This window comes from Peristeroidobacter soli, assembly GCF_004138485.1.
Classification (GTDB): Bacteria; Pseudomonadota; Gammaproteobacteria; order Steroidobacterales; family Steroidobacteraceae; genus Steroidobacter; species Steroidobacter soli.
In genome coordinates this window covers 1-22,472 of sequence record NZ_RYEV01000005.1, presented here as the reverse complement: position 1 = coordinate 22,472, position 22,472 = coordinate 1, and the positions used below count along the sequence as shown (strand labels likewise).

Annotated in this window: 17 protein-coding genes; 8 read left to right on the top strand and 9 right to left on the bottom strand. The window is 62.4% G+C overall.

Going from position 1 to position 22,472, the window contains the following annotated elements; translation table 11 throughout:
* Position 1: 1 nt before the first annotated feature.
* From EKO19_RS21650 to sctR, 7 genes are all read right to left on the bottom strand, one after another.
* Positions 2–2,629: a thaumatin family protein gene (locus tag EKO19_RS21650; RefSeq protein WP_157995380.1), complete on the bottom strand. Its 2,628-nt coding sequence runs from the start codon at positions 2,627–2,629 to the stop codon at positions 2–4.
* 135 nt (positions 2,630–2,764) lie between these two features.
* A complete protein-coding gene (sctC, locus tag EKO19_RS21645; RefSeq protein WP_129778584.1) occupies positions 2,765–4,432 on the bottom strand; it encodes a type III secretion system outer membrane ring subunit SctC in 1,668 nt (555 codons plus the stop codon).
* Positions 4,429–4,809 (bottom strand): CesT family type III secretion system chaperone, encoded by a 381-nt coding sequence (locus EKO19_RS21640; protein ID WP_157995379.1) that lies wholly within the window; start codon positions 4,807–4,809, stop codon positions 4,429–4,431. The genes sctC and EKO19_RS21640 overlap by 4 nt, the downstream gene beginning before the upstream one ends.
* 116 nt (positions 4,810–4,925) lie before the next feature.
* Positions 4,926–5,987 carry a type III secretion system export apparatus subunit SctU gene (sctU, locus tag EKO19_RS21635; protein ID WP_129778582.1) on the bottom strand — a complete coding sequence of 354 codons (1,062 nt, stop codon included), beginning with the start codon at positions 5,985–5,987 and terminating at the stop codon, positions 4,926–4,928.
* The gene (gene sctT / locus EKO19_RS21630) at positions 5,984–6,775 is read right to left on the bottom strand and encodes a type III secretion system export apparatus subunit SctT (RefSeq protein ID WP_129778581.1); all 792 of its coding nucleotides are present in this window, start codon (positions 6,773–6,775) and stop codon (positions 5,984–5,986) included. Before sctT ends, sctU begins: the two co-directional genes overlap by 4 nt.
* Positions 6,776–6,791: 16 nt before the next feature.
* Positions 6,792–7,061, bottom strand: a complete 270-nt coding sequence (gene sctS / locus EKO19_RS21625) for a type III secretion system export apparatus subunit SctS (RefSeq protein WP_129778580.1) — start codon at positions 7,059–7,061, stop codon at positions 6,792–6,794.
* A gap of 10 nt (positions 7,062–7,071) precedes the next feature.
* Positions 7,072–7,719, bottom strand: a complete 648-nt coding sequence (gene sctR, locus EKO19_RS21620) for a type III secretion system export apparatus subunit SctR (protein WP_129778579.1) — start codon at positions 7,717–7,719, stop codon at positions 7,072–7,074.
* A gap of 173 nt (positions 7,720–7,892) precedes the next feature.
* On the opposite strand from sctR, the gene EKO19_RS21615 reads away from it, so the two are divergent.
* Together EKO19_RS21615 and EKO19_RS21610 are read left to right on the top strand one after the other, a co-directional pair.
* Positions 7,893–8,378, top strand: coding sequence for a CesT family type III secretion system chaperone (locus EKO19_RS21615; protein ID WP_129778578.1), 486 nt, complete (start codon positions 7,893–7,895; stop codon positions 8,376–8,378).
* Between the two features lie 494 nt (positions 8,379–8,872).
* The gene (locus EKO19_RS21610; RefSeq protein WP_175597150.1) at positions 8,873–10,126 is read left to right on the top strand and encodes a leucine-rich repeat domain-containing protein; all 1,254 of its coding nucleotides are present in this window, start codon (positions 8,873–8,875) and stop codon (positions 10,124–10,126) included.
* Between the two features lie 152 nt (positions 10,127–10,278).
* Here EKO19_RS21610 and EKO19_RS21605 read toward each other — a convergent pair whose 3' ends face one another.
* Entirely contained in the window at positions 10,279–11,466 is a 1,188-nt protein-coding gene (locus EKO19_RS21605; RefSeq protein ID WP_129778576.1) for a hypothetical protein, read from the bottom strand.
* A 406-nt stretch (positions 11,467–11,872) separates the two neighbouring features.
* Here EKO19_RS21605 and EKO19_RS21600 point away from each other — a divergent pair, with 406 nt between their 5' ends.
* From EKO19_RS21600 to EKO19_RS21585, 4 genes are all read left to right on the top strand, one after another.
* Positions 11,873–12,229, top strand: a complete 357-nt coding sequence (locus EKO19_RS21600) for a hypothetical protein (protein ID WP_129778575.1) — start codon at positions 11,873–11,875, stop codon at positions 12,227–12,229.
* A gap of 135 nt (positions 12,230–12,364) precedes the next feature.
* Positions 12,365–14,323, top strand: coding sequence for a hypothetical protein (locus EKO19_RS21595; RefSeq protein WP_129778574.1), 1,959 nt, complete (start codon positions 12,365–12,367; stop codon positions 14,321–14,323).
* A 496-nt stretch (positions 14,324–14,819) separates the two neighbouring features.
* Positions 14,820–16,013 carry an ADP-ribosyltransferase gene (locus EKO19_RS21590; protein ID WP_157995378.1) on the top strand — a complete coding sequence of 398 codons (1,194 nt, stop codon included), beginning with the start codon at positions 14,820–14,822 and terminating at the stop codon, positions 16,011–16,013.
* Entirely contained in the window at positions 16,010–16,492 is a 483-nt protein-coding gene (locus EKO19_RS21585) for a hypothetical protein (RefSeq protein WP_129778572.1), read from the top strand. The genes EKO19_RS21590 and EKO19_RS21585 overlap by 4 nt, the downstream gene beginning before the upstream one ends.
* Before the next feature lie 260 nt (positions 16,493–16,752).
* Here the strand turns inward: EKO19_RS21585 and EKO19_RS21580 are convergent, their stop codons facing one another.
* The gene (locus EKO19_RS21580) at positions 16,753–19,209 is read right to left on the bottom strand and encodes a choice-of-anchor tandem repeat GloVer-containing protein (RefSeq protein WP_157995377.1); all 2,457 of its coding nucleotides are present in this window, start codon (positions 19,207–19,209) and stop codon (positions 16,753–16,755) included.
* A gap of 378 nt (positions 19,210–19,587) precedes the next feature.
* On the opposite strand from EKO19_RS21580, the gene EKO19_RS21575 reads away from it, so the two are divergent.
* Complete coding sequence (locus EKO19_RS21575; protein WP_129778570.1) at positions 19,588–21,474, top strand: hypothetical protein; 1,887 nt, start codon at positions 19,588–19,590, stop codon at positions 21,472–21,474.
* 163 nt (positions 21,475–21,637) lie between these two features.
* Positions 21,638–22,472: choice-of-anchor tandem repeat GloVer-containing protein (locus EKO19_RS21570; protein WP_217705515.1), on the top strand; the 835-nt coding region annotated here is incomplete at its 3' end.

Sequence of the window (22,472 nt, the reverse complement as noted above, 5' to 3'; positions counted from 1 at the left end):
CTCAACGGCCCGGGAGATGTCCTCCGAAAGTGATGAGATAGGGAACCGAGTTCGTTCCCGCCGCCGCGAGCTCGTGGTTCGTGCACTGGAACGTCGAGCTCATATCGTCGAACGGATACGTGTAGCAGGTCGGACACGCTTTCTTCAGCCACGCGATCGTCGGCAGCACGTTCTCGGTCCACGGGTGTTGCGCTTCGACCGTGTTGTTGGTCGAACACGGCGTGGTCGGCGACGCGATCTTCGCAGCGAACGGCGCATCGCCCGTCACGCCCGGCAGTGACGCGTCACCCCAGTTCGTGCAACCACAAGACAACGACGCATCGGTATTGGAAACGGCATAGCCGCTGGCGGTAGGCGCAGTACAGCTGAAGAGCTGGTTGAGCTGCACGGCCGGCCCGGAAGAGGATTGATAGCTGCTGGAGAAGCGAAACGGCGCGGCATTGGACGGCGAGGTATTCATCGCCCACAGCTGGTTGGCGGAGAGCCAGGCAACCGGATTGCCGCAGCTCGTCTGATAGTCCGAGTCGCCGCCGCGATCGACCGCGGCCGAGTCATACCCGCACACATAGCCAGGCGTCGTGCAGGCATTGCTCGTGGAACAGCCCGGCGCTTCGCGCGGTGTGACGGAAGAAACGAATTGATAGAACGAGGTCGATTTCGTGGCGCTCGTCTGCGCCGCGAAGCTGAACGGTTCCGTTCCGCCCGCTACCACGGGTTCCGCGACGTGCGTTGCCATGTCCCAATCGGCTGCCGGCAATGAGCCCTGCGCCGTGTTGGCGCCAGCGGTGCCGCACTGATAGCCGTCGGCATCGGGAATGGGACTCAGAGACGATGTGGCTGCGCGATCCGGGCCGAACGACGTGGCCACATTGGCGCCGCCAATGATCGAGATGTCGTAGTAGTCCGTGTTGTAACGCTGGAGCGTGACTTCCGGCAACGTCGCCACCGCTGGTGCTCCTCCCGTTCCTGGAGCGCATGCCTCACCCGACGTCGCGTTTCCGCAGTTGGCTACCGCGCAGATCAGCTCGCCGGTATTGGAGAGCGTGCAGCCTTCCCGTGGGAAGAAATTGCCCGACCAGGTGATATCCGCGACGGGATCGTAAGACGAGTCGGAGATGCTCACGGTCGTGCTGTCCGTCGACGAGGCACGCAGCTGATAGCCGTTCGACGGCTGCGGCGCATCCCAGTAGCAGAAGTAAGTCGTGTCGTCGTCCGGATAGGCGCCGCCCTGCTGACACGTCGATCCGCGCGGACACGCTCCGCCCGGATTCGATGGGCCGCACATTTTGCTCGGCCCACTCGCCGACGCATCCGTGGAGCTGATCAATGCACGCGTCTGATAGCTGTTCGACGTGCCTGAGGTGACCCCGAGCCAGACCGGATTGGGGCTCGTGTTGCGGAACTTGAAAACGCGAGCGGTCGCCGATGGCTCGTCGATCATCAAGGCCAACGGGTCGATGGTGTAGCCACCGGCGCCCGCGGCGATCGAAACGGTGCCGGCGGTCTCGCCTTTCACGCCGAAGCCGCACACCGGGTTCACCGAACTGAGCGTGCACGACTGCTGCTGATAGGCGCCGGACGTGCGCGTCACTCCAGGATTGATCGTGACATTCGTGTTCGACGCCTGCAGCGTCACTACAGTGTCGCCGACGCCGGAGCTGTCGCGCAGCACGGCCCACATCGGGCTCGACATGCCACGCGGCGCACCGCCGTCGGTGCTTTCGAGCGCGATCGTGCCGGCAACGGACGCGTCGGTGGTTGCGATCGTCACGGTCGGCGCATTCCATGCCTGGAACGAGGACGCCGTCCCCACTACGCGAGCCGTGACCACCACCTTGTTGTCGGCCGGCGCCGAGCTCGGCAGACGCAGCTGATACAAACATGTGTGATTCGGATCAGCGGCACTGTCCACGTTGCACTGAGGGTTGCCGATGAATGCGCCTGCCGTGGTCTGCAGCAGAATCGGTATCCCGTTCAGAGGCTGATCGAAGCCCGTGAGGCTGGCCTGCAACGTGACGATCTGTCCGAGCTGCCCGGCGCTCTGGAAATTCGAGGTCGACAGTGCTGCCGCCGTCGGAAAGGTACCGATCTGGACCTTGCCGTAATCGTACTGTTGTGGCGGTGGCCCGCCGACGGAAACTTGCGTCGTCACGGTCTCCTGCCCCGGCGCCGACGCTGAAAGTGTCGCCGTACCGGTGCCCATGGCACGCACGGTCACGAGGCACGAGCTGCCGGTGCCTGCCAGGAAACAAGTGCCAGGAGCAACTGCCGCAACCTTCACATCCGAAGAGGCGATCGTCACGGTCAGCGGCGCTTCATCGGCGGCTCCATCCAGGGAAACCGGAACGACCACAGTAGCCCCGGCCGTGTACTGACGAATCGTGGCGCCGTCGTTGAGACTGAGCGATGCGGCGGGCGGATCCGATGTGGCTGGCGGATCGTCGTCCGCCGGTGGATCGTTGCTCGTGGGCGGATCGGTCTGCGGCGGCGTGAGCTGCGATCCTCCGCCCGCGGGATGCCACCCGCCACCACCGCCGCCGCAACCCGCAAGAACGACCATGGCGACGGCACAGAGCAGAGCGTTGCACAGCTCCGCGAAGCTCACATTTCGCCACATGTATGGTTTCACTGAACAGTTCTCTGAAGATGACGTTTTGCCGCGAGCAGCTATCACGAAGGTGATTTCAGCAACCGGCCGGTCGGCACGACACTCTCCGGCCGGGTGGGATGCGGAAGTTCCAAGGGTGGGCGCAACGCTCGCGGACTATCGATTCGACGGTTCCAGGTTCGCGCTGAGCGTCGAGGACGAGGGCACGACCATCGGCCGGATCACGAACAGGCGCGCACTGCGCTTGTGCTCGCCGCTCTTGTCTCGAAACAACGCCCCCAACAGCGGCACGCGACTGAGCCCAGGCACGCGGCGCTCCACGAGGTTGTCGCTCTCCATGAAATATCCGCCGATGAGCAGGCAATCGTTTTCGCGAACCACGGCCTGAGTGTTGATCGCGCTCTGTCTCACGCTCGGCAACGTCTCCTCGCTGTCTTTCGAGTCGCGCTGGATCTGGCCGTCCTGGATCTCCACGGCGAGCGCGATATCGCGCCGGCCGTTTTCGTCCACGAGCCGCGGAATGACTTTCAGCAGCGTGCCGGTCGTGATCGGCACCAAGGCACCGTACGAGCCGCCCTTGCGGTCCTCGCGCAGCCCCGACACTCGCGTGTAGAGCGTTTCGGACAGCGACAGCACGGCAGACAAGTTGTCGAGCGTCAGCACCGACGGGCGACCCAGGATGCGAGCATTACCTTCCGTCACCAGTGCACGAACCCGCGCGAAGAAGCCGTCCGTATTGACGGACAGGATGGTGCCCTCACCATTTCCGCCACCGCCAAAACCACCGCTGACGCTGCCGCCGCCGGCGCGCCACGCCACGCCGAGCGTATCGATTTTGTCGGTGGCGACATCGACGATCATGGCTTCGATCTGTATTTGCGGACGCCCGGCGTCAAGCTCGCGGATCAGCGCTTCGTAGATCGGCATTTTCTCCGGCGCGTCATACACGACCACCGAGTTGAGGCGCGGATCGGATTCGATCACGGGTGAGAGCGCGTTGAGGCCCGCGGTCACGGCAACCTTGCCACCTGACACCGGCTGACCACCGGACGGAAGCGGCGGAGTGCCGGCAGCACCCTCGCCGGTCAGGGGAGGAATTGCCTGCACGGGCTCGATCACGGATGGCGCCACCGAGAGCGGGCCGGTGCTCGGATTCTCGTACTGCGACGCCATCGAGCCCGCCGCAAGGTTGCGCAACAACGTAGCGACGCCAGGGGTCACGACGCGCTGACCCTGATACTCGAATGTGTAGTCGTCGGCCCGTGCGTTCTGCAGCCGGAACACGCGCAGCTGACGGCCATCGCTCGGCCCCGTGCCGAGCGAACCAACCACCGATGAGATCTTGCCGACATAGGACGCCGGACCGGAAACGATCACGATGCCGCGCTCGGGAAACTCGGCCCAGCCGAAGCGGGACTCGAAAACACTCAGCCCGCTGAGCTGCGCCTTGAGGGCGCTCACGTCACTGGCCGTCATACCGACATGCAACACCTCCGTCACCCAGTCGCGGGCCGGACTCACATACAACACGCCCGCTTGCCAGTACCAATTGAAGCCGTAGCTGGACGCGAGCGAATTCAGGAACTCCGTCGGTGTGCGCGCGGAGAAATCGCCTGTGACTTTTCCCTCCACCTCCGGGTCGAGCGCGAGCCCGATACCAAAGGTGCTGGCGAAATCGCTCAGCACGCGCACCAACGAAGATTGCCGCGCGTAGTACTTGAACTGTGCCGCCGGCCAGGGCTCCGCCGCGAAACAAATCGAGGTCGACCACACCAGCAACACGGCACAACCGATCCATCGAAACTTGCGCAGATAGGACATCATGGACGTTTCGCTCCCACCACTGCGTTCCAGCGATCCAATTCGTTGAGAAAGGTTTCCACACCCGCCTCGAAGCGATCTGCATCGGCGCCGTCGAGCATTGCCTGCAGCAGCAGTTGGTCACCCGCGGCGCTGACAGCGATCGTTCCCAACTGGTCGGAAGCACCAGCAGTGACGCGCAGCATCACGCGGGCAAGCAGCGCCTCGCATTCTTTATGTGCAGCCGGCAACGCGCCGAGCCGCGCCTCCAGCATCACTTCATTCGGCCGTCGACCAGGCAGCAGCTTGATACGAGTGCGAGCGTCGATTCGCAGATCGAGCGTCCCGCGCAACGCCCATGCATCCGTGTGGACGCCGCGCTGTTCGGCGAGCGAGGCCAACGCGGGAGGAACAGGAGGTGCTGTCATCAGTCGGTACTTCCAATCGGTGTGCGGTGACCTGGCACTGTCCCCCGATGAGTAACCAGCGGCGCCTTCGAGGTTCCGGCGCCTCTGTTTCAGGTCTCGCCGGGAGGCAGGCCTTGCGCCACCTTCCTGACCGCACGCAGCACTTCGGCGACCGGTTCGAGCAGATCCGATGGCACATACTGTTCGAGCTGAGCGTGCGCATGCAGCGCACGTGCGAGCGGAATGTTCTGCATCACCGGAATGCCCTCCTCCCTGGCGATCTCGATCATGCGCTTGGCGACCAGGTCCGTGCCCTTTGCGAGCACCATCGGCAGCGGCGTCTTGTCATCATCGTAGTAGAGCGCGATGGCAATGTGCGTGGGGTTCGTCACGACCACCGACGCCTTGCGCGTCTTTTCCATGTTGCCGGACATCATCAGCTCCTGGTGCAGATGTTTGCGTGCGCCTTTGATGTGCGGATCGCCTTCGGATTCCTTGTATTCGCGCTTCACCTCGTCCTTGCTCATCATCAGTTGCTTTTTGTAGGCGAGGCGCTGGTAGACGAAGTCCGCGAGCGCGATCACGAGATACACCATCGCCACGTTGATGATGAGCACTTTCAACAGTGCCGTGATGGCCATGCCCACGCCGGCGACGCCGGCTTTCGGCAGTTCGAGCAGATGCGCCATCTCGCTTCGCACGACTTTGTACAGGATGGCCGTGAGCACCGCGACCTTCAGGATGTTCTTCAGGAACTCCACCAGGTTTTTCTTCGACACCATGTTCTTGGCATTGGCCGCGACATTGAGCTTCTTGCCGCTGGGCTTGAGCGCCTCGAACGAAAGCAGCACGCCCACCTGCAACATCTCGGCGAAAATGCCGACCCCGATGACGATTCCCAGGAACGGCAGCACGATCATGACGGCGTTGTGAGTCACCTGGCTGACGACCGGCTCGAGTGCCACCCGAAACGGCTGGTTGATGAGCCCCATCGGTAGCACCAGCAACTCAGCGAGGCTGTGCGCCAACATCCCCGCGGCCGCGATGAGATATCCGAACAGCGCAAGGATCAGCGCCGTCTGCGTGAAGTCCTTGCTCTTGGCGACCTGGCCCTTCTTGCGCGCGTCCTGCAGCTTCTTGTGGGTGGGTTGTTCGGTTTTCTCGCCGCTCATCCGAAGGCTCCCGCCAGCGACTGCAACAGCTCAGGCAACACCCCGATCTCTTCTCGCAGATAGCCGAACAGCACCGGCAGATAGACCACGAGCACGAAGAACGCCATGCCGCACTTCACCGGCATGGCGAGAAAGAACACCTGCAATTGCGGCACGAACCGGCTCATGAGCGCGAGGCCCATCTCGGCGAGCATCATGGCAACGATCACCGGCGCGGAGAGCAGCACGGCGAGCCGCACGATTCGCCCGAAAACATCCGCGAACACGATGAGCCCATCCGGCGGCAGGCTGGGAAAATAAGTGAGCACCGGCCACAGGCCGTAGCTCGCGTACAGCAGTGTCATCAGCACGCTGAAGCCGCCCGCGACCATGAAATAGACGACGAAGGCCTGGTTGAACAGGATGCCCAGCGGCGAACTGTCGTTGCCCGTCAACGGATCCAGCGTGCTCGCGATGCTCGCGCCGCGCTGGTTGTCGATGAAGAAACCCACCGCCTCCACGGCCCAGAACAAGGCCGCCACGCAGTAACCGATGAGCAGGCCCAGCACGCCCTCCTTCACCACGATGGCGATCAGCCTCGGCGCTTCCGGAATGGTCGAAAAGTCCGCCAGCACCGGCGGCAACAGCAGCAACGACAGACCGATGGCGATGCCCGAGCGCAGCAGTGCCGGCATCATTTGTTTGTTGAACAGCGGAATGATGGCGAACGCGACTTGAATTCGCACCGTCACGCACATCAGCGCGATCAGTACGCGGTGAAAATCGCCGAGAAATTGCGTCGCTTCCATGGAACGGGCGCCGGCGCTAGCGCCCCGCGTAAGCAATCGAATCGAACAGCATCGCGGTGTAGTTGTACACCTCGACGCCGATCCACCGTCCGGAAAGCGCCAGCGTGACGCCGACGGCAATGAGCTTCACGGCGAACGACAGCGTCTGTTCCTGGATCTGCGTGAGCGCCTGAAACAAACTGAACAGCACGCCCACCACCGAGGCCACGACGATGGCCGGCATCGACAGCAGCAGGATCAGCAGCAGCCCTTGGTGCAGGAAACCGACGAAGTTCGCTTCGGTCATGGCGGCACCTTCACGTATAACTGAGCACGAGGCCGTGAATCAGCCGCGACCAGCCGTCGACCATCACGAACAGGAACAGCTTCAGCGGCAAGGAGATGGTGACGGGCGAGACCATCATCATGCCCATGGCGAGCAGGATGTTGGACACGATGAGATCGATCACGATGAACGGCAGGTAGAGCAAAAATCCCATCTCGAATGCGGAGGTCAGCTCGGTAACGAGGAACGACGGAATCAGCACGACGAAGTCCGTATCCTTCAGCCCGGCGACCATCGAAGGCTCCCACAGCTTGCGCGCGGTTCCCATGAAGAACGCGCGCTGTTGCGGCCGGCTGTGTTGAATCAGAAATTTTCGCAACGGCTCGGCTCCCTGCAGCACCGTGGATTCCAGGCTGTCGAGCGACTGCGTCGCCTGCGGATTCGCCTTGACCGTGCTGTACATGTGCTGGCCGACCGGCGCCATGATGTAGAACGTGAGAATCGCCGCGAGACCATAGAGCGCGAGATTCGGTGGAATCTGCTGCACGCCCATAGCATTGCGCACCAGCGAGAGCACGACGGCGATCTTCATGAACGAGGTCGTCATGACGACGAGCAGCGGCAGCATCGCCATCACGCCAAGCACCAGGATCAGCGGAAATGGATCTGCGTGGGTCACGGCGGACAACCTCGCGGGCACGGGGAGTTCATGGGCAACGGTCCTTGCGACGGGCGACGCCGCCCGACCCACTGAGTAACGGTCTTCGGCCGCACGGTTCCCGGTGCGAAGGGCTGGAACCTTCTGCGCTTCCAGCGTTACTCACTCCACGATCCAAGTGAGGACGTCCGACAGTGAACCCGGTAAGTGTCGTCGATCAATGGTTCACCACCGTGAATGAGCAGTTCGGCACGGCGTTCGAGCTCGCGGACGGCGGCTCGTGCGCCATCGAGTTCGCCAACGGCGCCACCCTCTTCATTCAAGTGCTGGCCGACGAAGACTCCGTCGTGCTCTATGCTCCCATCGTGGCGCTCGATCCGAGGCCCGACGCGCTGTATCTGCTCGGCGTGCTGGCGTTGAATCTGTTCAATCACTGCACGGCATCCGGCGTCATCGGCTACGACGCCGAGCGGCACTCGCTGGTCTATTCGGAGCGAGTCGCCATCGGCAAGTCGAACGCCTTCGAATTCGCCTGGCGCTTGGACCATTTCCCGAGTTTATGGGCGCAGCTGGTGGCAGCGTTGTCCGAGCTCAAAGCGCACGCGGCGCGCCCGACCGATACCGCAGACACCGGAGAATCGCTGCCACAACCGATGGATCCGCGATTCCTGAAGCCGTGACGTCGTCATGCCGGATGCCATTCGCGGAAACTTCATCACCAACCGGCCGGACATCGTGACGGCGCCGATTCATCTCGCAAACATCTCGGCCAGAAAGAAACGAAACCGTTACTGCGGTTACTCACTGGCCACTTGGGACCGTGAGATCGTTGGAAATGGCCGTCACACCGCTGGGTCTGTTGCGAAGCTGCTTCGGCATGCGTCCGCGTCCCGCCGCGGAGGCTGCCGGACCGCAGCCCGCTCGTTCCGTCTCGGTCGCCGATCCCACCGCTGCACGCAGGCCCGCTCAGGCGCCCGGGCGCTTCAGTCGCTTCAAGGACTGGGTGTCGCGAACCTGTGAGAAGGTCACCTGTTGTGGCTTTGCCCGCAGACCAGCCGCGTCCCCTCCCCCTCAGATGTGGACCGCTGACCTGTGGTCCCTGGAGCCGGACCCTGCTTCTGCGTCTGCCGAGCAATCCGCCGCCCCCGACAGTGCGGAGCGCTCGAGAACTCAGTTGCCAAGCGAGAATATCCCTTCGGCGACGCACGCTGCGAGCCTGACCCAGGATGCTACCGACTCAGCGCCCACCGAGCCGTTCCCGAGTCTGGACTCGCCACACGAATCGACCGCCACCGTCATCAGCGATATCGAGGACTTCAGCGACATACAGGATGAGGGTGACGTCATGCCCTCGGCGTCCCCGGAGTTGCTGAGCAATGCACTCGCCGCATTCCACCAATACCCCTTCGCCGAGGGCACGCGACTGCCGTTGTCCGAGGTGAGCACGCTCTCCAAGGCCCACGCCGACCCAGCGGTCACCAAACTCACCATCACCGATCCTCGCGCCCTGAAATCACTCGAGCGCTTCAGCAATCTCCAGCAGCTGACCCTCGAGGGGCCGGCGTTCACACAAGGCTTCGATCTGGCGGATCTGCCCTCCTCCGTCAAATCGCTCACCCTCAAAGGCTGCACGGTTGACCGCGACTTCTTCGCCCCGCCCAGCGGGCCGCGTCCGCTCGCGAGCCTGAGTCTCATCAACTGTACCGTCCGCGATCTGACGTCCGTCGCTCGGCTGGAAGGTGTGGATGCACTCAAGGTGAGCGGCGGCCGCATCGGCGACAAGGATGCAAAGGTGTTGAGTACGATGAAAGGCCTGAAGGCACTCGATCTCAGCGACAACGTCATCCACGAAGAGGGTGCCGCCGCTTTGAGCGGCATGGAGGGATTGGACTCGCTCAATCTGTCGTTCAACGACCTCGGCGACAACGGTGCGAAGCGGTTGAGTACGATGAAAGGCCTGAAAACACTCAATCTCAGCGCCAACGCCATCTTCGCAACAGGCGCCAGCGCCTTGAGCACCATGGAAGGCATCACAACGCTCGACCTGACGTGGAATTACATTGGAGACAAGGGTGCCATTGCCTTGAGCGAAAACATGAAAGGTGTGACCTCGCTCAATTTGTGGCGAAACAACATTGGCGATGCTGGCGCTACCGCCGTGAGCAAGATGCAGGGCCTGGCCTCGCTCAATCTGGGGTGCAACTACATCGGCGATGAAGGCGCCGTCGCTTTGAGCACAATGAAGGGCCTCACCTCGCTGGATCTGCGGATCAACCTCATCGGCGACGCAGGTGCCATCGCTCTGAGCAAGATGCACGACGTGAGGATGCTTGACCTGGGCGCTAACACCGACATCGGCGCGGCGGGCTCGGCTGCTTTGGCTTCGATGAAAGGCACTCTCTTTCGAAAGCGGTTCACCTCGACCTGATTCCCGTACGCGCTGCCGCGCAAGTTATTACGTAACAGGCATCAGCCCAAAAATATACAGAAAATTCGACCGATCTCGCGTCAGCCACTCCGGCGGCAGCTTCATATACCAAGGGACGTGAGCTTCGTGCGCCCCCGATCGAGATCCGGGGTTTACGAGTCCCGCTTTCCCAACGTCCTCACTTGCTGGTCCAGCTCAGCCTCCTGTTCATCATCGAGCTCGAGATGCCTCAACTCTCTAACAAGTATCCGCTGCAAATGCACCGTCCCCTCGACATAGGCGACCGCGCCAGGTCTCGGATCCAGGACCGCCTCGACGAACTCCCGATGCTGCTCCGGGATCTTCTCGACTTCGGCTAGAACTCTCTGGAAGAAGGGTTTCCGCTCCGCGAGCGGCAGCCTCCTTATTCTGGCAATCAAATTCCCAAGCACCTCCGCGCGGTCTTGAACGTCAAGCAGGGTAATTTCATTCAAAAATGAATCCATGATTGAACGTTCGGTGGGAACGGTAGCGGCCAGACGCACGAGCAGGCGCTGTTTGTGACTCGCAGACAATCGCGAGCTGAACTCGGTCAACTGGCGATGGAGTGCTGGCCGATCATTGGCGGGCAAATAATCCAATTTGAAGGTCAATTCCACGAGCGCTTTCAGATGGTCATCAGGCTTCAGGCACGCGATATCGTGGAGAACGGTCAAACTGTGCTGCAACCGGAGGTTGCGCGACAAGTAGCCAATGAGTCGTGCGAGATCTTCCAGGAGCGCGCCTCGCTGCTGTTCTGGTATCTCATGGCTCGCAACCAGGAGCTTCTCGAACAGTTTGTCCTTCTGGTCAGTCGCGCCCATCATTCCCAGTTGAGCCTCGCTCGCAATCTGACACAACGCATCCGCCCTGGATTCCGGCGCAAGCGTCAGCGTCATTTCGAAGAGGCGATCGAACCAGTAAGGAGCGTCGCTCGATGGCACGTTTGGCAACCACCTGATGAGCTGGAGGATCGCAGGCAGTTTCTGTTTCTCGACGGTGAGCTCGTCGATGGCCGCAACGAATGCCTGGAAGGCAACACACCATTCACCATCGGGTCGATCCGGAAGAGCGCTCAGATGCTCTCCGAATATTCCGATGAGACCTTCATCGCATCCGACCTTCGGCAAGGAAGTATTTGGCGCGGCATTGTGCTGCGCCTCTTGGGGCGGGACAGGGTTCCCGGAATGGGCGGGCGACAGCCCTTCGCTGCCAGATGCGCCCGATCTGTCAGTGTCCCTGGAGGCAAGGCCGGAGGAGCTGTCCCGTTGCGGATTGCGGGAAAAGCCGCAACACGCGACCCTCCGAAAGGTCCTTGCCATCCAGCTCTTGAAGCAACTGAATATCCCTCGATTCTCCGCCCGAGGGGGAGTAACGGGCATGCGCGGAACGGTAGAGTCAGCGACAGACACTCGCCGCACGGGCTGCGGCGCCGAAGCGTCCTGCGTTGCACCGGAACGCACTCCGAAGCAGGTTCGCAACAGCCTCAGCGGCGCAAAGTGCATGGATTGAATTCGCCTACTCCTGATAGACCCCTGAGTAACGTCACTTCTGGCTAGGTTCCTTTTCAGTAAGCGGGAGCTCTGCCGACCGTCTCCTTCTCTTCTGTTGTCCCGGCCATTGAGCAACCATCAGCGCCGCGCGGTTCCCTGCGAGGACTGGAACCATCTCCTCCTCGGGCGTTACCCACCCCGCGATCCAGGTGAAAACGTCCGACTGCGAGTGGCCATGCCGAACACTCAATCAGAGCTCGCGTCCGACCCGTTCTCGGGCGAGGACGGTGATATAGCGGGCGTCTACGACGAGATCCAGGAGGAAGACGGCGCCGACGAATGCCTCATCGGCCTGATGAGAATTCACAGCGATGGCCAGCTCGAAATCCTGGCCGCCGATCCCGCACGGGCCTCGTTCCTCGAGCAGGTGATGCATCGGCTGAACGGCAAACCCGCTATCTCAGTGGAGTCGGAGGAGCCCTCGCCGCCGCCGTTCGAGCTGGCCCCGACGACGATCTTGCGGGGCGATCCGCGCTTTCCCGAAGCGCTGCTCGCTTATGTTCGGGACTACTACGGCCTGCGAATCGGCTGAGCCGAAAACCAGACCACAGAAGAGGAATCACACATGGGATGGGAAGCCATCCAACCGGGGACGCCGCCGGCGGTGGTTGGACAGCCGTCTCATCCAGAACCCTCTCCACGGCAGACCGCTCTCGCGGGTCACGACGTGAAAACGGCATCGCCCGGCGGCTTCCGCCAGGCCATCACGCAGGCGTTCGCGCAATTCGGCCGCAAGCTCTCTTCGCTGGTCAGCGCGCCGCCGTCTGGTCACTCCCGCCTCCCCGACACAGCGTCTGTGGAGCGCAGTACGCGCAAGCAGCTCGTCTCGCTGCTCAAGCGCGTGGATTCATGCGATTTCGAGGACGGCAAGCTCGGCGCCGAGCTCGACAAGCTCGAGGACCTGAAAAAGCAGTGGCTGCAGAGCCCCCCGGGCCAGACCGAGCAGCAGTTCGACGAGATGGTTCGCGACGTGCTCGTTCAGCATTTTCCCGGGAAGACGATCAGACATCTGGAAAAGACCGTCGGCGTGATGGCCGGCCCCGACTTCGATCACCTTCCGCAGGCGCCGCTTCGTCAGCGACTCGCGGCACTCGTGAAAGCCAAGGTCGGCGACTATCGGTCCGTCGAAGCGCTCAAGGCGCACCACAAAAATGAGATCCACAGGATGGGTTTTGGCCAGGCGCGGAAGATCGCCGGAGGCATCTTCTGGAAAGGGCCCATGTTGGCTGGCGCCGTCAAGGCGTTCGACAAGGCCACCAAAGACTGCGAATACAAGCCCGGGGCCACCGAGGCCGACCTGCAGGCCGCGCGCGAGGCGCTCGAGGAGGCAGGCGATCGTCTCCTCGACGCACTCGATGCGCGCTCACCGAAGGCGTCCGGGCCCGCGTTGCGACGCCGACTCTTCAGCAATCAGAACTGGACCGCCATCGTCGTCAAGGCGAGAAACCAGACCCAAGCTGACCTTTATGCGCAGTTTGAGGGGGATTATCTGCAACCTCCGCGCAATAGCGATGCGGTCGCGAGGAAGTCCGCGCAGGTCAAGGCACTGCGCATTCAGCTGGCCCACGACGAACCGCGTCAACGCGGCGCTCTGCGCAGCACAGAGGAACAATATTTCCGCCTGCTGCGGAAAAAAAGGGTCTATCTCGAAGCCGTCCGCGCGACAGGCGAGCCCGAGAACGATGACGACATGAAGGTGCTGCGCGACACGCTGGCCCGGCTGCCCACGAAAACGTCCGGCAAGGCCAAGAGCGCGGATGGCGGAGCACCCGACTACGCGGCAGGTCTCCAGACACTGGAACAGGCCATTGCCGCTGCGGATCGCAAGATCGCAACGCGGGTCGCTCTGACACTGGGTCACATCGATGAGCTGGAGCAGGCGCCACCCGATACGCCCGAGCGCGCCGAGACCGCGCAGTGGCTCGTCTCGAATACGCCCAAGGTGGTGCTCTCGAGACTACCGCCGGAGGCGCAGCTGCGGTTGATGAAACTGGTGCGCGGCGATCTCACGAGCCAGCCGCCCCAGGAAGAGCGATGGAAACCGTTCGCGGAGGCGCAAGCCAAGCTCTACCAGGCGATGGAACTGCGCCCGGAGCTGCTGACCCACGAAAAGCAGCTGCGTCGTGACGTCATGAGCGAATTGGAACAAGACAAGAAGATGCTGCAGGAAGCACGCGACCTGTGGCACACGTACACACCCCAGCAGCGACGGGCGGTGCTGATGCACATCGCAAAAGTGCACAGTAAAGTGCTCGGCTGCGAGCCGCCTGACAACATCGTGTTCACGTCGGATCCGAAGGTATCCGGCTACGAGTGGCAGGGGAGCTCGCGGACGATCGTGGTGGGCACGGCCGACGCTCACTATCTCGACTTCGAGCACATGATGGATGGCGTGTTCCACGAGAATACGCACAACTGGCAGGACCAGCTCATAAAGGCGGTGAAGAGCCGGGCTGCGACGCAGAGCCCGTTGTATGAGCAGGCCCTGATCTTCGAGACCAACCATCCTTTCTACCTCGACTCGGACTACGGCTATCTCGACTATCGAACGCAACCTCTCGAAGCGCACGCGTTCCACTCGGGCAGGCGGCTAGCTGCCGACCTCATGCGTATGTTGGCCAGTTAGATGTGCGCTGTCCGTCTCGCGTGGCGCGTGAACTTACCGCGCTCACTCGTTACTCACCGTCGAGCGTGTCTTTCCCATTTTCCACAGCGCACACGTAGTCGACTAAGGAACCGCAGTCAGGCGGCGACAGCAGATGCCCAATCCCTTGCGAGACTGCCTGCCCTTCCTGCGCACCGCCAAGCCCGCAGCTCAACCCACGACGGGGGGAACCGCGCCATTGCACCCCGCTGCTGGCGCATTGCCGAGCGGCAGAACCGTTCACGTGGCAGCGCCAGGAACGCCCCTCGTTCCTCGCCGAAGCACCTGGTCGAGCGTCAGAGATTTTTTCTCGCGCCAGTTTCGTGCCGTCGCAGCGTGCTTCGGTCGACGCGCATCTTCCGAGAACACTGCCGACTCTTTCAGGCTTCCACGCCCGGAACCCTCTTCAGCCGATGGCAACGCTGTACCGAGCGAGCAACTCGCGCCGAGGGCGAGCGGGGAGATCTCGGAAGACAATTTGAATCCGCCGCCACACGTCGCAGATATCGCATCGTCCAGCGCAAATACGCCCGCCGCTTCGGCGTCGGCGTCGGCGTCGACGTCGGCGACCGCGGTGACGACTCCGGCTGCTCAGGCCACTCAGACCACTCAAGCCACTCAGCCCGCTCAAGCCGCTCAGCCAGCGCAGGCAGCCGAGCCTGCTGCCCGCGTCGATGAGAAGCCTCCGCTCGATCTCGAGCTCGGCGACAAGGTCCTGTGGAAGCTGGGTCCCCAGCCGCGGTGTGCAGAGATCATCGCCCTCCCCAATCCGAGGTTCGCAGCGATCCATGTCGAGGAAGAAGGCGAGGAGAAGACATACATCCTCGAGCGAAGTTATCTGCTTCCTTGGGATGACGAAGCCGAGCGCCTGGTTGCCGAAGCAGCCGCCGAGGAGGCGACACAAGCTGCGGCAAGGAAAGAAGCCGAGCGCCAGGCCGCGCTGCTGCCGCCGATCCCTCGCACACGTGCCGACGCAGTAGCGGAGCACGCCAAACATTTCCCGCCCGTTCCGGTGACGGAAGCGGCACGCGTCGACGCGAATCACAAACTCGCTTCCTACGTGAAACTCGGTGAAACCGATGCGGAAATGATCAAAGACGCCTTCGGAAGCTGGAAGGGTACGAATCCCGACGAGGCGCTGTTGCAGCAGCATGACGAAGCACTCAGGAATCTGCCGCCGCAGGACATGAACCTCATCCACCACTACGTGAGCAACTGCGGCGACAACAAGGAAATGCGCGACGGCAAGGTGAACAAATTCGTCCGCGATCTCTCGAACGTGCTGCATCGAGTGTCCCTGCCACTGCCCGCGGGCATGGAGCTCAAGCGCAACCTGGGTTGGTTTCCGGATAAAGGAAAGCTGCTGAGTCTCAAGCCCGGAACCATCATCCAGTCCCCGCAATTCGACTCGCTGTCGCTCCCCAGCGGAGTCTACGGCGAGAAGGGCAATGTCTCCGGGAAGAACAATCACGAGGTGCAGCTGCGACTCGTCACTGGCGAAGGCGTACGCGGCATCTACATCGGCAAGTCATCGATCATGGGAAGCGAAGAGGAAGTGCTGCTGCCGGAGAACACGCGCTATGCAATCCATAGCGTCAACGTCGACCCGAAAACCGGCAAGTACATCGTCGAGGCCGTAGTTCTACCGACCGTGGAAGGTAAATTGGAATGAATACACAGCAACCCGACAGCCGCCCGTTCGGCCTCGCCGAACAGCTGGAGCAGATTCACGAGAAGCCCGCGCTCACTTCGATTGCCGTTGTGAGTCGCTTGCTACGTGAGGCCTTCGGCAAAGCCATCACTCGTCGCGGCGATTATTTCGCTGGCCACGCGCCCAACGCGGCAGCGTTGGATGTGGAAGACATGGACGCGCTCGCCCGCCTGCTGCAGGGACAGGATTCATCCGAATACGTCGTGCAGCGCTGGAACAGCGAAAGGCAGATGGGCGAGTACGTCAAAGCGGCATATTGCATGGAGTGCGAGCGAAGCGACGCGGTGTTCACCTTGTTGCTGACTGTGCTCGGCACGGTCTACGAGAAGATCGACGAAGCGGGCCGTCTCGGCAGTGACCCCTCTCGGGATATCGATGCACTGATCGCTCAGACCACCGCCGCGCTGCTCGGCGTGCCGCGGAAACCACGCACGTCATAGCAGAGCGCGCCGCCTGCTCGGGTGCGCCTGATGCGAATGCTGCCGAGCTCACCGATGGGGCGATGACTCCCCCGGCGGTCGGCGACGGATCGAACTTGTTCTGAGCGAAGCGAAAGCAGAACCTGCAAACCGCGGCATCGACATCAGGAGTCTTGGGCCTTCTGCGCACCATCGAGGCCAACGTGCCGACGCAACAGGCTCGATCATGTCGAGCGTTTCTTTGCACTCGTCACGGCCGAGACGATGCGCCACACGCCGCGTTACTTCACTTGAAACACCATGCCGTAGCCCTCGGCGCCACCCCCCGTCGTCATCCCATACAAACCGCCGTCTGCTCCCTGGATCACGCCATCGCCGGGCGAGGACTCGAACGAGTACAAGGCAGTCTCCTCACCCGCCAGCGTCAGTCGATACAGAACGCCGTGCCCGTAGGCGCCGCCCGTCGTGGTCACTCCATACAAGTTGCCGTCATTGGCCTGGATGAGGCCGCCGGCAGGCTGCGATCCATTGAGAGTGCCGTCCTTGAACACATCCAGCAGCGTCACGACACCCGACGGCGTCATCCTGAAGAGAGCGCCATTATTCGCTGTGCCACCCGCCATGCTCGCACCATAGAAATTGCCGTCGCTGGCCTGCACGAGACTGCCGATGAGGTAGTACGGCCCGCCGTCGTTCGTGGAGAAGCTCGCCACCGAGGTGCAAACTCCGTCCAGTGTCATGCTGACGACGTTACCCCCGCCGCGCGCACCGCCGTCGTATGTCGTGCCATAGAGCTTGCCGTCGCGGCCCTGAATCAGGCCCCCCAGATTGGGGAAGGCTCCCTGGCAGTTCGCCGAGGAGAAAGACACCATCACCGTTTCCATCCCGGAGGGCGTCAGCCGGAAGATCGCGCCGAGGAGACCTGAGGCGCCGCCCCTGCTGGTGAGACCGTAGAAATTCCCATCGCTCGCTTCCAGCAGAGGCGCGGTCGGGTTGCGTCCGTCTTCGCCGGCGCCGAACGACCAGAGCACGTTTTCAGCGCCGCCCGGCGTCAGTTTGAACGCAGTACCATAGCTCGTCGGACCTCCGCCAAAGGCCGTGGTCCCGTAGAAATTGCCATCGCGACCTTGAATGAGGCTGGCCATCGGCTCCTGACCATCTACTCCCGAGCCGAACGACCAAAGTAACGTGTGCTCACCCGACGGCGTGAGCTTGAAAGCCGTGCCGCCGCCATAGGCGCCGCCCTTGCCCGTCGTTCCGTAGAAGTTGCCATCCCTGCCTTGAATGACATGGGCATTTTCGGGGTTGGCGCCCAGATCGGGATCTTCGAATACATGCAGCGCTGAGAGGGTTGCCTGCCCGCACGAGATGCTGATCGACAGCGGCGCCGCGCCCGCAACGCCCGAACCGTTGTTGACTGTACAACGCACGGCTGCCGGACTACTGACCGTGGTCACCTCGTAGCTTGCGCCGTTGGCCACGGGCGTGGGCATCGTGAACGTCGCCGCATTGGGCAGTATCGGCAACCTGTCACTGCCGTTCGATAGAACGAGCCCATTGGTCGTCAGCCCGCTGATCGATCCGCCGATCGTGAAGGTCGCCTGAGCGCACGTCACCGTGACATCCGTGACCGGCCCCGCGCCCATCGTGCCCGTACCGTTGCCGATCGTGCAGGTGAAGTTCGTCGGCTGTGACTGAACCACCAGCGCGTACGGACTGGTGAATGCAACCGCTGACGGCATCGTGAAACCGGTTGAGTTCGCAGAAACCGTCAGCAGATCCGGTCCGTTCGCGAGCACGAGCCCCGGCACGGTCAAGCCGCTGATCGAGCCGCCGAGCGAATAAGACTGATCCGAACAAGTGACAGCGACGTTGGTGATATCGCCGGGGGTCATGGAACCGGAGCCCTGCGTGACTGAGCAGGTCAGACCCGCCGGAGAGCGCTGGACCGTGATGTCATAGGCGCTGCTGTACGGCACCGGTGTAGGCATCGTGAATGCGGTCGCCCCGGCATTGACGTCGAGAAGGTCGGGGCCGTTCGCGAGTACCAGGCCCGCGTAGCTACCCAGCCCACTGATGTTCCCGCCCAGCGAGAACGATCGATCGGTGCAGATGACCGACACCGCCGTGAGATCACTCGCCGGCATGATGCCGGCACCGTTGCTCACCGCGCAGGCAAGCCCGAGCGGCTGTGTCTCCACCGTTACCGAATAACTGCTGCCGAACGCGACGAGCGCCGGCATCGTGAAACTCGCTGCGTCCGCAGCGACCGCGAGTGTCGTTTCGCCATTGGCCAGCACGAGGCCCGCGGTGCTCAACCCTTGGATGGTGCCGCCGAGCTGAAAGGCCCGATCCGAGCAGGTCACGACAGCGTTGGCGATGTCGGCCGAATCGACCGTGCCGGAGCCACCGGCGACCGTACACGTCTTGCCAGCAGGTTCATTGACGATGCCGATGACATAGGACGTGCCGGATGGCACGCGCGTCGGGAAGACGAACGTCGCATCGCCGGGGCCGACCGTGATGGTATCGATGCCATCGCTCAGTTGCAGGCCTGCAAGATCGCCGAGACCCGCGACAGTTCCGCCGATGGCGAATGTCGGCGGCGCCACGTCGGAAACGGTGGGCTGCGGAACACTGCTGAAGGAGGCATGGAAGACGGACCGGTCATCCCAGCGGCAAGCGGCCAGGACGCTGGCGAGCAGGACGACGGCGAACCATGAGAGCAGCTGTTTCATGAGCATCATTCGTGTGGAGGACTGCGGGATGCTGGCGAGGTTTGTCCTCTTGCGCCCGCGGACGTCTGAAGGAATCCAACGACGCTAGTAACGGCATCCGCAGAAAAGGTTCGGGCTGTAGCGCGAACCTTCTGCGCCAGCACCGTTACCCATCTGGAGTTCAAGACCGAGGAAGATCACATGGGTTGGAGTTGGGGGAGTATTCGATCAAAGTCCCCCACCGAGACTGGTGCAGCATCGTCCGGCGCCGCACCGGACCCACAGCAGACTGCGCTGGCGGGACATGACGTCGGCACCGCCCCGCCCCAGGGATTTCGACACAGGATTGCGCGTGGGATCGAGCAGATCCGCCGGCGGTTGTCATCGATAGTCACCGTCGTGCCACGTTGCGTTCGACGCGCAGCGGCCTGCGTTCAGCAGCGGCATGCACGCAGTCAGATCGAAGCATTGTTGGATCGACTGGCGTCCAGGCAGGCCAGCGCCGCGGGACTTGCGGCCGACCTTCGCAAACTGTCGGAGGCGAAACAGCAGTGGGCATTGAGCGATCCGCAATTCAGCGAAGAAGCATTCGGCGATCTGCTGCGGACCGTGCTCGAGCGGCAGTGGCCGGGAAAAAAGGTGCTGCATCTCGAAAAGGCGTTGCACGAACGATGTCTCGCTGCCGCGGGAGACTCTGTTCCGGAGGAGTTGCGCCCTTTGCGCGATCAACTTTCGGCACTGATCACGACGCAAGCCGATAGCTCTCGTGCCGTGGAGGGACTCAAAGCAAAGCACCGGAACGAGCTCCAAAAGATGGGCTTCGGCACCGCGAGGCAGATCGCGGCAGGAATCTTGTGGAAAGGGCCGGTCCTGTCGGCTGCCTTGAAGGCATTCGACCAGGCCAACAAAGCGTGCGAGTTCAAACCCGGCGCGACCGAGGCCCAACTGCGTGCGGCGCGCGATGAGCTCGAACACGCTGGAGACAATCTGCTCGATGCGCTCGACAGGACGCATCCGAAGCTCGCGCCAGCGGCACTGTCGGCCCGGTACTCCGCCACCGCAAACTGGAGAGCCGTGCATATCCAGCCGAAGAACCAGGCGCAAGCCGATCTCTACAACCGGTTCGTCGAGGGGCACAACTTCGATACCTCGCCCGGCAAGGCGTTGGTGCTCGACAAATCCCGGCAGGCCAAGGCGTTGCTGAGGGAAGTCGCCGAACACAACACGCAGCGCCAGCCTGGGACGCCGCGCACCGCGGAGGAACAATATTTTCGCGAGCTGTCTCGGCAGCGACGCTATCTCGAACGCGTCGACGATCTGGACAGCGCCGCTGACGATCCCGACATGAAGGAATTCCAGGCACTGCTGGCTCAGCTGCCTACTTCACCGCAGGGCGCTCGGAGAGATCCCGGCGAAGCTGCACCCGACTATGCAAAGGCACTGGAAACATTGCAGCTGACTGTCGAGGCCGCGGATCAAAAGGTTGCGATGTTGATCGCGGACACCGTGGAACAGATCGCTCAGCTGGAGCGCGAAAGTTCGATTACGCAGCGCGCGAAGCAGGCTCGCCAACTGGTCCAGAGGACCAGCTTGGCCGTCCTCATGAAATTGCCGGTGCGTGAGCAATTGATCCTGCTGCGGCAAGTGCGCGGCCATCTGCGCGGCCAACCGCCGAACGATCCGCGCTGGCGGCCGTTCCTGGATGCGCAGTCCAAGCTGTACCGCGCGATGCAGCTCAGCCCTGCATTCCTACGACATGAGAAGGAGCAACGCCGGACGCTCATGAGCTGGTTGCAACGGGACAAGAAGATGCTGCGGGAAGCGCGCGACCTGTGGCACACGTACACGCCCGGGCAAATGCGCGACATCATGATGAAGATCGCGCAGGCGCACAGTAGAGCGCTGAATTGCGAACCGCCACAAGATATCCGCTTCACCACCGATCCGGATGTGAAGGGCTATCGCTGGCTGCGAGACCAGCGAGTCATCCTGGTGGGCACGGTCAATCGCCAGTTCCTGGATTTCGAGGACATGATCGCCGGGCTATGCCACGAGAATTCTCACAATTGGCAGGATCAACTGGCGAAGCAAGTGCAAGAGGAACATCCAGTGAGCCAGGAAGATCATCCGCTGCACGAGCAGGCGTTATCTTTCGCGGCTAACCACGGCTTCTACATTCGTGCGAACACGGATTATCTCGCCTATCGATCGCAGCCCGTGGAAGCGCATGCGTTTCGCACCGGGGCCAAATTCTCGGCCGATCTGATGCGGATGCTGGCGAGCTAGAGCGCGCGCATGGGAATTTCCGCGAATCACGCGCCCCACCCACCCGGCGCAAAGCTCCACCCCGCCCGTTCAGTCAGTTCGATTGCCCGAGCCCTCCACGGATCATGCCCATCATGTTCGGGTGCGATGGGTCGCAGCCGTCAGGCAACAACGGAATCAACTGATGAAAACGTCTCTTCGAGGGCTCAGCGTCCTTATGCTCACCATCGCACTCGCTGCGTGCGGTGGCGGTGGTGGAAGCAACGGCAGTGGCGCTGACGCCGGAAACAACGGCGGCAACAATGACGCCCCTCCTCCGACCTTCGCCGTCGGCGGCACCGTCTCCGGTCTGCCCGATGGTGCGCAACTTTCTGTGACCGACAACGGCGAGAGTGCGCAGACGATCTCCACCAATGGGCCATTCACCCTGAATACGAAAGTGCCCAGCGGTACTTCGTACAGCATCTCTGTTGGCACACAGCCCGCCGGATATCAGTGCGCAGTCACTCAGGGCTCAGGCACGGTGGCAGCGAGCGACATCGCGAATGTCGCGATTGCCTGCACGCAAATCACGGCAACCGTCGGCGGCTCGGTCGACGGACTGACCTCCACCGGGCTGGTCCTCGCGAACGGCAACGACACATTGAATGTGCCTGCCAACGCAACGACGTTCACGATGCCGACGGCTGTCGCCAGCGGCACTGCCTACAACATCGTCGTTCGCAGCAGCCCCACAGGGTCGCGCTGCACGGTGAACAACGGCTCAGGAACGGGCGGCGACACGGCGGCAAACAACTCGAAGGTTTCATGTGAGCCGGCGACCGGCTCGGAGCTCTACGCTTTCGGAAGTCCGCCGGGCGCCTGGGACCCCGCCGGAGCTCTGGTCGAGGGTCCGGACGGCAATCTCTACGGAGCCAGCCAGGGCGGTGGTGAGAATGATCTGGGCACCGTATTCATGATCACGCCCGACGGCACGCAGACCGTGCTCCATTCATTCAGCGGCGACTCCGACGGCGAAT

Coding starts and splice junctions, on each gene's coding strand:
- sctS (WP_129778580.1), bottom strand. CDS start 7,061: ATGACCGAAGCGAACTTCGTCGGTTTCCTGCACCAAGGGCTGCTGCTG.
- EKO19_RS21605 (WP_129778576.1), bottom strand. CDS start 11,466: ATGGCAAGGACCTTTCGGAGGGTCGCGTGTTGCGGCTTTTCCCGCAAT.
- sctU (WP_129778582.1), bottom strand. CDS start 5,987: ATGAGCGGCGAGAAAACCGAACAACCCACCCACAAGAAGCTGCAGGAC.
- sctC (WP_129778584.1), bottom strand. CDS start 4,432: ATGATGTCCTATCTGCGCAAGTTTCGATGGATCGGTTGTGCCGTGTTG.
- sctT (WP_129778581.1), bottom strand. CDS start 6,775: ATGGAAGCGACGCAATTTCTCGGCGATTTTCACCGCGTACTGATCGCG.
- EKO19_RS21580 (WP_157995377.1), bottom strand. CDS start 19,209: ATGAAACAGCTGCTCTCATGGTTCGCCGTCGTCCTGCTCGCCAGCGTC.
- EKO19_RS21585 (WP_129778572.1), top strand. CDS start 16,010: ATGAATACACAGCAACCCGACAGCCGCCCGTTCGGCCTCGCCGAACAG.
- EKO19_RS21600 (WP_129778575.1), top strand. CDS start 11,873: ATGCCGAACACTCAATCAGAGCTCGCGTCCGACCCGTTCTCGGGCGAG.